Source organism: Thalassolituus hydrocarboniclasticus (genome assembly GCF_025345565.1).
Classification (GTDB): Bacteria; Pseudomonadota; Gammaproteobacteria; order Pseudomonadales; family Oceanobacteraceae; genus Venatoribacter; species Venatoribacter hydrocarboniclasticus.
Map to the genome: position 1 here is coordinate 3848996 of NZ_CP054475.1, position 12797 is coordinate 3861792.

Consider the following 12797-nt stretch of genomic DNA (forward strand, 5'->3'; position numbering starts at 1 on the left):
TGTTTGTACTGCAACAGCACACAGAGCTATTGCACGCTGTGTTCTTATTTATGGAACAATCAGCATCATTTTTAACCGATTTTTTCTGTTAGAATCCTTCGGACCAAACGAATTCATACCCGCTGCGAAAGGCACCCCTATGAAAAAACTGCTCTCTCTGACGATTGCACTGTTAGCATCCGGCGCTGCAAATGCGGCGGACCTTAGCACCATCTACCAGCAGGCGGCCAGCAACGACGCGGAAATCGCCGCTGCCCGTGCGATCCGTGAAGCCAACAGCTACAACGTTACTATTGCCCGCGGTGCCCTGCTGCCTCAGGCTCAGGTTTCTTACAGCCAGACCAGCATCAGCTCAGAAGCCGATTCCATCGATCTGGTGAACGGTGGCTATGTCAAAACCGATAAAGATTATGACCTCAGCAGCCTGGAAGTCAGCGCTTCCCAGACCCTGTTTAATCTGAACAGCTGGTACACCTATCAGGCCGCTGTCAGTGGCGATGATGCGGCCGGTCTGCAGCTGCAACTGGCGGAACAGCAACTGCTGTTACGCACCGCTCAGGCGTATTTCAACGTTCTGCGTGCCCAGGACAACCTGTCCACCGCTCAGGCAGAAGAGAAAGCCGTAAAACGCTCTCTGGAACAAACCAAGCAACGCTTTGAAGTGGGCCTGATTGCCATCACTGACGTTCACGAAGCTCAGGCCGGTTACGATCTGTCTTACGTAAACCTGCTGGGTCAGGAAGCGGCGCTGGATATCAGCTACGAAGCTCTGGAGCAGCTTACCGGCCAGCGCTTTGAAGATGTATCGCCGCTGAAAGCCGATGTTGCGATGGAAATGCCACAGCCAGCGAACGCCGCTGACTGGGTACAGTCTGGCCTGGATAAGTACGCCGGTGTCCTGATCGCCGAAGCGAGCAAAGACGGTGTTCGTCTGCAGCGTAATGCCGCGCGCTCTAACCACCTGCCAAGCGTCAGTCTGTTCGGTAGCTACACCGACGCCGATCAGGCGCCTTTTGTTGGTGATGATCCGACCGACAGTACTGTTACTGCCATCGGCGTGAAGATCTCCATGCCGCTGCTGGCCGGTGGTTCGCTCTACGGTCAGAGCAAGCAATCTGCCCTGAACTACGCCGCCGCCGATTATCAGCTGGAAAAGCAACGCCGCGATGTTAAACAGAATATCCGCAGCCTGTTCCGTCAGGTGCAGACCGATACGCTGAATATCAAGGCCCGTAAGCAGGCGATTACCTCCGCCCAGAGTGCTCTGGAAGCCACTCAGACCGGCTACAAGGTAGGTACCCGTAACATCGTTGAAGTACTGAACGCGCAGAAAAACCTGTTCAGCGCCCAGCGTGACTACGCCAACGCCCGTTACGATTACATCATCAATCTGCTGAGCCTGAAGTTCTACGCCGGCACCCTGAACGAAGGCGATATCCAGACGCTGAACAGCTGGCTGGCCAGCGCTTAATTCCGCGTATTACGGATAATAAAAAACCCGCCGCGGCGGGTTTTTTATTGCCTGCTTATCGGGCCATCTTACAGCTTCAGATGCGCCCCACAGAGTTCGGTCAGGCGCTTCACCGCACCACGGTTGGCATCGACTGCCGCCTGTCCGGCAGCGCCCATACGGCTGCGCAGGTCGGCATCGCTCAGATAATTCTGTAGTTGCTCCAGCAACTCATCCGCCTGATCGCTGACCAGTGCCAGCGCGCCGGCATTCTGCAGATTATCGACGATCACCGCGAAGTTCATATGGTGCGGGCCAATCAGGGTGGCTTTACCCAGCGCTGCCGGTTCAATCGGATTGTGTCCGCCGTGGGCAATCAGGCTGCCACCAACCAGCACCAGATCGGCGGCGGCCAACAACTGCAGCATCTCGCCCATGGTGTCGGCCACGTAAACCTGCGTTTGCTCAGAGGCACTGCCGCTGCTGCGGCGCTGCACCCGCAAGCCACGGCTGCGTACTGCATTGGTTACGACTTCAAAGCGCTCCGGATGACGCGGAATCAGCAACAGCAACAACTGCGGACAAGCCGCCAGCAGTCGCGGATACAGATCGAGCAGCAACTCATCTTCACCGGCATGGCTGGAAGCCAGCGCCAGCACCGGACGCTCAGCCCCCCACTGCTCACGCAACGCCACTCCCTGTGCCTGTACCATTGGCGGCACATCCATATCGAATTTCACACTGCCGGTCACCTCAAGCCGCTCTGGCGGCAGGCCGAGGTCGAGAAAGCGCCGGCCATCGGCAGCATTCTGCACCGCTACTGTAGTCAGGCGTTGCAGCATCGGTTGGGTCAGTGCGGCAAATTTTTCATAACCACGGGCTGATTTTTCTGACAGCCGGGCATTGGCCAGCATCACCGGAATGCGCCGCTGCTCACAGCAGGCCAGCAGGTTAGGCCAGAGTTCAGTTTCCATCACCACCAGCAAACCGGGACGCAGGGCATTGAGAAAGTTACGCCAGAACCAGGGCAGGTCGTAAGGCAGATACATATGGTAAACACCGGCACCAAACAGGCGTTGCACCTGCTCCGACCCCGTTGGGGTTGTGGTGGTGACGATCACCGGAACATTCGGATGGCGTACCTGAAAGGACTTAACCAGAGGCGCCGCCGCCAGGGTTTCGCCTACCGATACTGCATGTATCCATAACCCATTGGCCGGCGGACGATGCGGCAGAATACCGAAGCGCTCACGCAGACGCTGGCGATATCCCGGATTCAGCCGGCCACGCCACCACAAACGCAATACCAGTACAGGCAGTAAGAAAGCGTACAACAGAGAATAAAAAAAACGCGCCACAGAACTCCCGCCGTTAACCCGGATCAAAGCGCGGCATCATACCACAGGCTGATGATGCGGCAGTGGCTGGCGCAATTTGAAACATAAAAACACGGCCGCGACCGTGCGCACGGAGTAGCACACCGCTGCCGGGCTCTATGTTAAACTCCTCCGCTCATTTTTCTGACAGCTGCAGACGTGTAAAACACTATGGATGTAACCGTTCCCGATTTTCACCAGGCCCGCGTACTGGTGTTTGGCGATGTAATGCTCGACCGCTACTGGCAGGGCCCGACATCACGTATCTCGCCGGAGGCACCGGTTCCCGTAGTAAAGATTCAGGACGTGGAAAACCGCGCCGGTGGTGCCGGTAACGTTGCCCTGAACATTGCCACCTTAGGCGCTGGCGTCGATCTGCTGGGCATTACCGGTAACGACGAAAACGGTAAAGCGCTGGCCGCCATGCTCGAACTGGCCAATGTGAACTGCAGCTTCCTTGAACACCCGAGTCACCCGACCATCACCAAATTACGGATTATGAGCCGCCACCAGCAGCTGATCCGCCTCGACTTTGAAGAAGCCTTCGACGCTACCGATCTCAGCAATCTGTACGCCGACTTCAATCAGCGTCTGGCCGCCGCCAACGTCGTGATTTTGTCCGACTACGGCAAAGGCGCGCTGAGCAATCCGCAGGATCTGATCAGTGCCGCGCGGAAAATTTCTGTACCGGTTCTGGTTGATCCAAAAGGCACCGATTTTGAGCGCTACCGCGGCGCTACCCTGATCACGCCGAATCTGAGCGAGTTTGAAGCCGTGGTTGGCCCTGCCGCAGACGATGACACCCTGGTTACCAAGGCCCGGAAACTGATCAGTGATTACGACCTGCAGGCCATTCTGGTGACCCGCAGCGAAAAAGGCATGACCCTGGTCCAGCGCGGGCAGGAACCTTTCCACCTGCCGGCGCGGGCACGTGAGGTTTACGATGTTACCGGTGCCGGCGATACCGTAATCTCCGTACTGGCCGCCGCACTGGCCGCCGGCCAGCCGCTGGAACAAGCCACCGTGCTGGCCAATACCGCCGCCGGTATCGTGGTCGGCAAACTGGGTACCGCCACGGTCACCACGGAAGAATTACGCCGCGACCTGCGCAGCGAAAACCGTCTTGGCGCCGGTATTTTCGACGAAGACAGCCTGCAATTACTGGTAGAGGAAGCCCGCAGCCGTGGCGAAACCCTGGTGATGACCAACGGCTGTTTTGACATTATTCACCCCGGCCATGTGCAGTATTTAAAAGAAGCCAAAGCGCTGGGCGACCGTTTACTGGTGGCGGTGAATTCCGATGAATCCGTCAGCCGTTTAAAAGGCCCGACCCGGCCGATTAATCCGCTTGACCACCGTATGGCCGTACTGGCCGGACTGGAAAGTGTCGACTGGGTTGTGCCCTTCGCCGAAGATACCCCGGAGCGTTTAATCTGCCGTATTCTGCCGGATATTCTGGTGAAAGGTGGCGACTACACCATTGAGCAGATTGCCGGTGGTCAGTGTGTACAGAACAACGGCGGCGACGTAATTATTCTGAGCTTTAAAGACAACTGCTCAACGTCCGCGATTGTGAAAAAAATTCAGGAGACCGAAGCATGATTATCGTAACCGGCGGCGCCGGCTTTATTGGCAGCAACATCGTTAAAACCCTGAACGAACAGGGCCGTAAAGACATTATCGTGGTCGATGACCTGAGCGATGGTAAAAAGTTTTATAACATCAGCGACTGCGATATCGCCGACTATCTGGATAAAGACGATTTCCTGCAACGGGTAAAAAATAACGACGGCATCCTTGATAACGTCGAAGTGATTTTCCACGAAGGCGCCTGCTCCTCCACCACCGAGTGGGACGGCAAATTTATGATGGAAAATAACTACGAATATTCCAAAGTGCTGCTGCACGCCTGCCAGGCTAAAGGCATTGCCTTTTTGTACGCCTCCAGCGCTTCCGTTTACGGCGGCAGCGATGTGTTTAAAGAAGAACGCAGCCACGAAAAACCGCTGAATGTTTATGGCTACAGCAAATGGCAGTTCGACCAGTATGTGCGTTCCATTCAGCACACACTGACCAGCCAGGTCGTCGGTTTCCGTTATTTCAATGTCTACGGCCCGCGCGAACAGCACAAAGGCTCGATGTCATCGGTGGCCTTCCACTTTAATAACCAGCTGAAAGACAATGGCGTATGCAAACTGTTCGGCGGCAGTGGCGGTTATGGTGATGGTGAACAGCGCCGCGATTTTGTCTTTGTCGGCGATGTGGTGAAGGTGAACCTGTGGTTCTGGGCCAACCCGGACAAGAGTGGCATTTTCAACCTGGGTACCGGCCAGTGCCAGAGCTTTAACGACGTCGCCGATGCCGTTATTAAATGGCACAGCGAGCGCCCGGCGGCAGAACAAATCAACGGCAGAAAAGAATACGTTCCTTTCCCGGATCATTTAAAAGGCGCCTACCAGAGCTTTACCGAAGCCGATATCAGCGCCCTGCGCGCGGCTGGTTACAGCGCTGATTTCGCGACCGTAGAACAGGGTGTGTTCAGCTATATGGACTGGTTAAATGGCTGAGCAGCATTTCCCTAAAGCCCTGTTAAAACCGCAACACTGGCCGGTCTGGCTGCTGGTCGGACTGATGGTATGCATTACCCGCCTGCCGTTTGCCGTGCAGCTGCGTATCGGCAAAGGCCTCGGACTGCTGCTGCATAAAGCCGCCAGAAGCCGGCGTAATATTGTTGAGGTCAATATCCGTCTGTGTTTCCCGGAGAAATCTGCGCAGGAACAGCGTGCTCTGGTACGTCAGGTGTTTATCGACAACGGTATCGGCATCATGGAAACCATGATTGCCTGGTTCCGCAAACCGGATTATCTGGTCAACAGAACCACCTTTGTGGGCCTGGAAAAAGTGGCGGCGGCTCAGGCCGAAGGACGCGGCATTATGCTGCTCGGCGCGCACTACTCCATGCTTGATCTGGCGGGTACGCTGCTCAGTAATAAACTGACCTTTAACGTCAGTTACCGGCCGCAGAATAATCTGGTGATGAATTATCTGATGGAGCAGAACCGTGGCCGTCTGTATAAGCATTGCTTTACCCGTAAAGATATCCGCGGTTTTATCCGCACCCTGAAACAGGGCGATATTCTCTGGTACGCGCAGGATCAGGATTTTGGCCGTAAAAACAGTGTCTTTGTCGATTTCTTCGGCGTACCTGCAGCAACCATTACGGCAACTTCACGTATCGCCAAAGCCGGTAACGCACTGGTGATGCCGATCACCTATTTCCGCAACGACGATAACCGTGGTTACACCATGACCATTCATGATCCGTTGCCGATTCCCGGTGAAGACGACAGCACCGACGCCCGTGTGGCCAATGCTTTCCTTGAAGAGCAACTGCGCCAGCATCCAAGCCAGTATTTATGGCTGCACCAGCGCTTTAAAACGCGCCCGGACGCGAAAGAGAAAAAAGGGATGCTGTATCGTCGTGCATGACTCTGTATTGCCGTGCGAACATAAAAAACGAGCCACTGGGGCTCGTTTTTTTATGGGCGGCTGATACGTTTTCGCAATCAGGCTCAGACCGTACTGGCGGTTACCCGCAAAAACGTTTCCTGCAGTACCTGCACATCATTAGCCGCACGGTGGCGCTCAATATTCATGGTATGCCAGAGGGATTTTTTGGTGTCGTGCCAGGCTTCCATCTGCTCTGCGGTCAGCAGTTTGTTGATGGTCTCAATACGGAAACGCTGCACCAGTTCGGCTTCGTCGAACAGACGTCCCATCCACGAGCTGTCAAAGCTCCAGGCATCGGAATAGAGGGTTTTGCCGCGCAGGATTTCGTTCATTTTCAGCGCCACTTCGCGCGGGGTCATGCCTTCTTCCTGCAGCTGTTCGCGCGAGATACCGTGAATCAGCTCAGCCTCCACACTCCAGTGCAGCCAGGTCGGCGCCGGCTTGATCAGAAAGCTGTGTACCATGCGATCTTCCAGCGCAAAGCCCACCTCAATCGGATAGCTGCCCCGTCCGAAACCGGAGGCCTCAAGGTCGATAATGGGGGGTACGCTGATATCCACGAGGGCATTTCCTTACTGTTCTTATTTAAATATTCATTCTAGTCGCTGCAGCGCTGGCTCTCTACGCAGCGGCTGACACTTTACGACTGCATTTTCGACAAAGGCGCCACACGCATCACTTCTGCGACGGTGGTCATACCGGCGGCGACCTTATGTGCACCGCTTAAGCGCAGACTGTGCATACCTTCTTTCATCGCACTCTGACGCAGTTTGATGTGATCCATCTGGTCGTTGATCATCATTTCCAGATTCTCGGTCATAGGCATCACTTCATAAATCCCCATCCGCCCCATATAACCGGTGCCACGGCATTCGAGGCATCCTTTGGCGGCGTACACATGCTCGGGCGTTTTCACCAGCCAGGGAGCGGTCAGCTGTTTCCAGGCGTGCTCATCGACTTTTTCTTTCACCTTGCAGTGCGGGCATAACGTCCGCACCAGACGCTGCGCCATCACGCCCAGTACGCTGGAGCGGATTAAATAGGCCGGCAATCCCAGTTCCATTAAACGGGTAAAGGCCGAAGGCGCATCATTGGTGTGCAGAGTGGATAAGACAAGGTGGCCAGTTAATGCTGCCTGAACAGCAATTTCGGCGGTCTCGAGGTCACGCACCTCACCGACCATGATGATGTCAGGGTCCTGACGGAGTAAGGCGCGTACGCCACTGGCGAAGGTCAGGTCGATGCCGGGGTGTACCTGCATCTGGTTAAACGCCGGCTCCACCATTTCGATCGGATCTTCGATGGTGGACACGTTCACTTCCGGGGTCGCCAGCTGTTTCAGGGTGGAATACAGCGTGGTGGTTTTACCGGAACCGGTCGGCCCGGTAACAAAAATGATGCCGTGGTTGTTGCGCGTCATTTCCGCCCAGCGGCGGTTGTCTTCTTTGCTGAAACCCAGCTCAGAGAAACTGCGTACCAGCACCTGCGGATCAAATACCCGCATCACCAGTTTTTCACCAAAGGCGGTCGGCAGCGTCGACAAACGCAGCTCCACTTCCTGACCGGACGGGGTTTTGGTTTTTAAGCGGCTGTCCTGGGGTTTGCGCTTTTCGGCGATGTTCATCCGCCCCAGCGATTTGATCCGCGCCACCACTGCCATCGCAACCTGCGCCGGCAGTTCATAAACATTGTGCAGCACGCCGTCGATTCGGAAGCGCACATGGCCGACTTCGCGCCGTGGCTCGAGGTGAATATCACTGGCGCGCTGATCGAAAGCGTACTGCAGTAACCAGTCAACGATATTGACGATGTGCTCGTCGTTGGCATCCGGCGCGCGGGCTTTGCCCAGCTCCAGCATGGACTCCAGATTCTGCACCACGCTGGCGCCTTTATGGCTCTGGCGGGCACGGTTGACCGAGTTAGCCAGCTGATAGAACTCTACGCGGTAACGTTCGATATCACTGGGCGCGGCCAGCACACGTTTCACCTGACGACGGGTCACGTGTTCAACGTCGGCAATCCAGCTGTCCACTTCCGGCTCGGCACAGGCGACCACCACGGTATCGGTGCTGACTTTCACCGCCAGAATACGGTGACGCTCAGCAAAGGCGTAAGACATCACATCCGTCACCGCCGACACATCCACTTCCAGCGGATCAATCTGTACGGCTTCCATTTTATGGCGCTCAGCCAGCCAGTCGATCAGCAGATGCTCATTCAACACCCGGCCTTTATGGCGGGCGTCAGCGAAATTCTGTTTAGCCAGCAGGGTGAGGACGTGCAGGCTTTTCTCTTCCGGTTTACGGCGGATGCTCAGTGCCAGCTGATGATCTTCGTCGTTGAGCAGCTGGTCGCGGCGCAGATCTTCAATCAGCGATGGTAATGAGAGTTGGCGTTCCGCCTGAGCCTGCATGTGTCATTCCCCAATCCGTGTATGTTCTCTGCGCAGCCGCCTCAGAGTTGTCTGGCCAGATGCTGCAGATGCTCTTCTGCCCAGCCGCTGTAGTCATCAGCTGTGCGCTGCTCAGCACCGGCAGCCGGGTTCAGCGGCGGCAGGGGCCAGGGTCTTTGTAACAAAGTTTCTGCGTTAAGCATATCAGACAGCGCGCGCCACACTGTTTCGCCGGGCGCATTTACCTGCGGCAAGGCACGGCCATAATCACAGGCCATGCACAGCAGAGCCAGCTCGTGTGCCATACCACGCCACTGCTCGGTCGACTGTGGCCGCTGTCGCTTAAGCTGTTCCAGCAATGGCTGATGCTGACGCAGTAAATGACGCAGCCAGTGACCGGCCTGCTCGCTGCCTTCTTTTAACGGCGGCAACGCATACAACGCCGCCGCTGCCTGTGTCAGCGCGCTGGCGAGCCCGGCGTCATCACGCAGCTGTTGCAGGCGCTGCATCCAGACCGCCTGCAGGCTATTTAGTTCTTCGTGTACGTCACTTTCTTCATCGGCAGAGCGCAGATAGCTGAGCAGCTGGGCCGTAGCCGCCAGTTGCTGCAATGGCTGTTGCAGCTGGTCCAGCGCATCGCGCAGGGCGCGGGTCTGATTACGGCGGATCACTTTACCCGCCAGCTGCGGCAGGGCACGCAGCGCCTGCCAGTGGGTCCAGGCATCCAGCGCTGCGTGGATATTGCTGTCCCACAGACAATGCTCCAGCGCACGCTGCAGGTGTAAGAATTCATAGCTCAGCCACTGCGGCAGAGCTTCGGCCATATCGTCTGCGGCGCTGACGTCCGGCGTCTGTGCCCAGGGCTGACTTAGGCGCGCCAGACGGTAGCCACGTTCAGCCTTGCTGATATCACTCAGCCAGAGTGGCGCCTGTTCAGCCAGCTGCAGGGCAATTGCCCACAAACCGGCGGCATCGCCCTGTTTTAATTCCAGCTCGACTTCGCACAACGGCAGGGTCTTGCGCCCGCTGCTCACCTCACCCTGATCCAGCACCACTTCGGCTTCACAGCCATCCAGCTGCCACAGCCAGGCCTGGCGTTCAAAATGGGTGGTGAAGATTTCGCCCAGTTCAGCAACATTGATGCTGGCTGGCCAGTGCTCAGCCACTTCGGCCCTCTGCAGTAGGGTACTGTCGAGCTGTGGGGAGGTTAATGGCCAGTTCCATTCACCACGCTGATGTATGCCAGCCTGGCTCTGGCCACGGGTTTTAAGCGTCTGTTCGTAGCCATCGCCGTGCTGGCGGATACGCAAAGCCGCACGGGCCGACGATAACGCCGCTGCGGGCGTATCGAGGTACCAGTTTTTCAGCGTAGAATGGCTCAGAGGCCGGGCCTGAGTGTTCAGGAATTGAGTCAGCGCAGGCAAAGATTGCGGGCTGATACGGAGCTTGAGTTCGGTTTCTTTAGTCATGGCGCTATTGTCATGAGGCGCCTGACGATAAGCAAGCCGGAATACATCAATATGCGAACCGCAAAGGGCCAGTTATGGATCTGATCAGCCGTCTTACCACTCTTATTGCTCACAACAGCATCAGCTCGGTGTTGCCGGAATACGATGAAAGCAATCTGCCGGTGATCAACACCCTCGCCCAATGGTTCAGTGAGCTGGGCTTTGCCTGCGAAATCCTGCCGCTTGAGGGCTTCCCCGGTAAAGCCAACCTGATTGCCACCTTGGGGCGTGGTGATGGTGGCCTGGTGCTCAGCGGTCATACCGATACCGTGCCCTGTAATCCGGAACGCTGGCAGTCCGACCCTTTTACCCTGACTGAGCGTGACGGCCGTTTTTACGGGCTCGGCACCTGCGATATGAAAGGCTTCTTCGCTCTGGTTCTCGAAGCCCTTAAGCACTATCAGGCCAGCGACTTTAAACAGCCGCTGATTATTCTCGCCACCGCCGATGAAGAAAGCTCCATGTGCGGCGCGCGCGCGCTGGCGCAGCAGGGTAAGCCGAAAGCGCGCTATGCGGTGGTCGGTGAACCCACCAGCTTAAAACCCATCCGTATGCACAAAGGCATCATGATGGAGAGCGTGCGCTTAACCGGTAAAGCCGGGCATTCATCCAACCCGGATCTGGGCACCAACGCCCTCGATGCCATGGTGCCGGTGATGAATGAATTAATGAATCTGCGCCGCGATCTGGCCGGCCGTTATCAGAACGCGCATTTTGCCGTGCAGGTACCGACGCTCAACCTTGGCTGTATTCACGGTGGCGATAACCCCAACCGTATCTGTGGCAGCTGTGAACTGGCGTTCGATTTGCGCACCCTGCCGGGTATGAGCAACGACGATCTGCGCGAAGAAATCCGCCAGCGGTTAAACCCCATTGCCGAGCAGAACCGCGTCGAGTTTTCTTTCGAGCCGTTATTTCCCGGCGTGAATTCGTTTGAAACCGCCGCCACCAGCCCACTGGTTCAGGCCGCCGAACGCTTAACCGGCCATACCAGTGCAGCGGTTAATTACGCCACTGAAGCACCTTTCTTACAGGAACTGGGCATCGACACCATTGTGCTAGGGCCGGGTAATATCGATCAGGCGCATCAGGTGGATGAATATCTGGCGCAGGATCAGATTGAACCCTGTGTGGAATTATTACGCGGCCTGATTGAGCGCTTCTGTCTGCACCCTTCTGTCTGAGCGCGGCTCATGCTTAAATCAACGCCAACATTAAAAACCTGTTTCAGGAGTGAAAAAGCCGAGTGAATCCAGATACCACCGCTTACGTGCAATGGTTCCGTCAATCATCGCCGTACATTAATGCGCACCGCGGTAAAACCTTCGTCATCATGTTCGAAGGCGATGCCATTGCGCACGACAATTTCAATCATGTGGTGCAGGACATCGCCCTGCTGACCAGCCTTGGCGTACGCCTGGTACTGGTGCATGGCGCGCGACCACAGATTGATGCGGTATTAAGCAAGCTGGATATCCAGAGCCGTTTTCACAACGATTTACGCATCACCGATGGCGAAGCACTGGATGCAGTAAAAGCGGCGGTCGGCATGGTAAAGGCCGATGTCGAATCACGTCTGTCCATCGGCCTGCCCAACTCGCCGATGCACGGCGCACGCATCCGCGTGGTCAGCGGTAATTTCGTCACCGCCAAACCACTGGGCGTGATTGACGGTGTTGATTATCAGCACACCGGCGAAGTGCGGCGCATTGAACATCAGGCCATCAGCGAATTACTGGCACAGCGTAACGTCGTGCTGCTGTCATCGGCCGGTTACTCGCCGTCGGGCGAAATGTTTAACCTCACGGTTGAAGACGTAGCACAGCACACCGCCGTGGCACTGCGCGCCGATAAATTAATTATTATGGGCGAGCAATCCGGATTGCTGGATGACGACGGCGAGCTGATTAAAGAATTAACCTGTATGGATCTTGAACCGCGTCTGCAGGCCTGGAAAGGCGAAGTGCGCTGCCATGCCGAAGCGGCGATAAAAAGCGTGCGTCAGGGCGTGCCACGGGTACACCTGCTGAGTTACGCCGACGACGGTGCCCTGCTGCAGGAATTATTCTCACGCGAAGGGCGTGGCACCATGGTCACGCAATACGCCTACGATCAGCTGCGTAATGCCAGAAGCGACGATGTGGTTGGTATTCTTGAATTACTGCGTCCGCTGGAAGAGCAGGGCATTCTGGTGCGCCGTTCACGGGAATTACTGGAAAACGAAATTCAGCGTTTTTATGTGATTGAACGCGACGGCATGATCACCGCCTGTGCGGCGCTCTATCCTTACTCCGACGACAAAGCCGAGCTGGCCTGCGTGGCGGTGCATGCCGATTATCGCGGTACCAATCGCGGTCAGCGTCTGCTCGAACAGATTGAGCAGGAAGCCCAGCGGCGTCAGTACAAACAATTATTTGTGTTAACCACACGTACCGCCCACTGGTTTATCGAAAATGGTTTTGTTGCCGGTGCCGTCAGCGAATTACCGCAGGAACGGCAGAAGCTGTATAACTTCCAGCGTAATTCCAAGGTATTTTTCAAATCCTTGTGAGCAATAAGCA

10 protein-coding genes are annotated in these 12797 nt (G+C 56.2%); 6 read left to right on the plus strand and 4 right to left on the minus strand.

All coding sequences use genetic code 11. The features are described from left to right. Positions 1 to 139: 139 nt before the first annotated feature. Entirely contained in the window at positions 140 to 1471 is a 1332-nt protein-coding gene (locus HUF19_RS17270) for a TolC family outer membrane protein (protein ID WP_260997751.1), read from the plus strand. Between the two features lie 68 nt (positions 1472 to 1539). Here the strand turns inward: HUF19_RS17270 and waaA are convergent, their stop codons facing one another. Then, complete coding sequence (gene waaA, locus HUF19_RS17275; RefSeq protein WP_260997752.1) at positions 1540 to 2808, minus strand: lipid IV(A) 3-deoxy-D-manno-octulosonic acid transferase; 1269 nt, start codon at positions 2806 to 2808, stop codon at positions 1540 to 1542. 189 nt (positions 2809 to 2997) lie between these two features. On the opposite strand from waaA, the gene hldE reads away from it, so the two are divergent. From hldE to lpxL, 3 genes are read left to right on the plus strand one after another with little or no spacing between them, the layout of a single operon-like run. Further along, entirely contained in the window at positions 2998 to 4428 is a 1431-nt protein-coding gene (gene hldE / locus HUF19_RS17280) for a bifunctional D-glycero-beta-D-manno-heptose-7-phosphate kinase/D-glycero-beta-D-manno-heptose 1-phosphate adenylyltransferase HldE (protein WP_230331032.1), read from the plus strand. After that, the gene (rfaD, locus tag HUF19_RS17285) at positions 4425 to 5393 is read left to right on the plus strand and encodes an ADP-glyceromanno-heptose 6-epimerase (RefSeq protein WP_145467729.1); all 969 of its coding nucleotides are present in this window, start codon (positions 4425 to 4427) and stop codon (positions 5391 to 5393) included. Before hldE ends, rfaD begins: the two co-directional genes overlap by 4 nt. Beyond that, positions 5386 to 6315, plus strand: a complete 930-nt coding sequence (gene lpxL, locus HUF19_RS17290) for an LpxL/LpxP family Kdo(2)-lipid IV(A) lauroyl/palmitoleoyl acyltransferase (protein WP_260997753.1) — start codon at positions 5386 to 5388, stop codon at positions 6313 to 6315. The genes rfaD and lpxL overlap by 8 nt, the downstream gene beginning before the upstream one ends. An 83-nt stretch (positions 6316 to 6398) precedes the next feature. Here the strand turns inward: lpxL and HUF19_RS17295 are convergent, their stop codons facing one another. The 3 genes from HUF19_RS17295 to HUF19_RS17305 form a co-directional block, all read right to left on the minus strand. Beyond that, entirely contained in the window at positions 6399 to 6896 is a 498-nt protein-coding gene (locus tag HUF19_RS17295; protein WP_260997754.1) for a 3'-5' exonuclease, read from the minus strand. Positions 6897 to 6976: 80 nt separating this feature from the next. Continuing rightward, on the minus strand, positions 6977 to 8749 hold the full coding sequence (gene tfpB / locus HUF19_RS17300; protein WP_260997755.1) for a type IV pilus assembly ATPase TfpB: 1773 nt from the start codon (positions 8747 to 8749) through the stop codon (positions 6977 to 6979). 41 nt (positions 8750 to 8790) lie between these two features. After that, a complete protein-coding gene (locus HUF19_RS17305; protein WP_260997756.1) occupies positions 8791 to 10197 on the minus strand; it encodes a CYTH domain-containing protein in 1407 nt (468 codons plus the stop codon). 74 nt (positions 10198 to 10271) lie between these two features. On the opposite strand from HUF19_RS17305, the gene argE reads away from it, so the two are divergent. Further along, entirely contained in the window at positions 10272 to 11420 is a 1149-nt protein-coding gene (gene argE / locus HUF19_RS17310; protein ID WP_260997757.1) for an acetylornithine deacetylase, read from the plus strand. Positions 11421 to 11482: 62 nt separating this feature from the next. After that, entirely contained in the window at positions 11483 to 12787 is a 1305-nt protein-coding gene (gene argA / locus HUF19_RS17315) for an amino-acid N-acetyltransferase (protein WP_260997758.1), read from the plus strand. Positions 12788 to 12797 lie beyond the last annotated feature (10 nt).

Excerpts from the sequence above, each read along its gene's own strand:
- rfaD (WP_145467729.1), top strand. The coding sequence starts at position 4,425 with ATGATTATCGTAACCGGCGGCGCCGGCTTTATTGGCAGCAACATCGTT.
- argE (WP_260997757.1), top strand. The coding sequence starts at position 10,272 with ATGGATCTGATCAGCCGTCTTACCACTCTTATTGCTCACAACAGCATC.
- hldE (WP_230331032.1), top strand. The coding sequence starts at position 2,998 with ATGGATGTAACCGTTCCCGATTTTCACCAGGCCCGCGTACTGGTGTTT.
- lpxL (WP_260997753.1), top strand. The coding sequence starts at position 5,386 with ATGGCTGAGCAGCATTTCCCTAAAGCCCTGTTAAAACCGCAACACTGG.
- HUF19_RS17270 (WP_260997751.1), top strand. The coding sequence starts at position 140 with ATGAAAAAACTGCTCTCTCTGACGATTGCACTGTTAGCATCCGGCGCT.
- HUF19_RS17305 (WP_260997756.1), bottom strand. The coding sequence starts at position 10,197 with ATGACTAAAGAAACCGAACTCAAGCTCCGTATCAGCCCGCAATCTTTG.
- tfpB (WP_260997755.1), bottom strand. The coding sequence starts at position 8,749 with ATGCAGGCTCAGGCGGAACGCCAACTCTCATTACCATCGCTGATTGAA.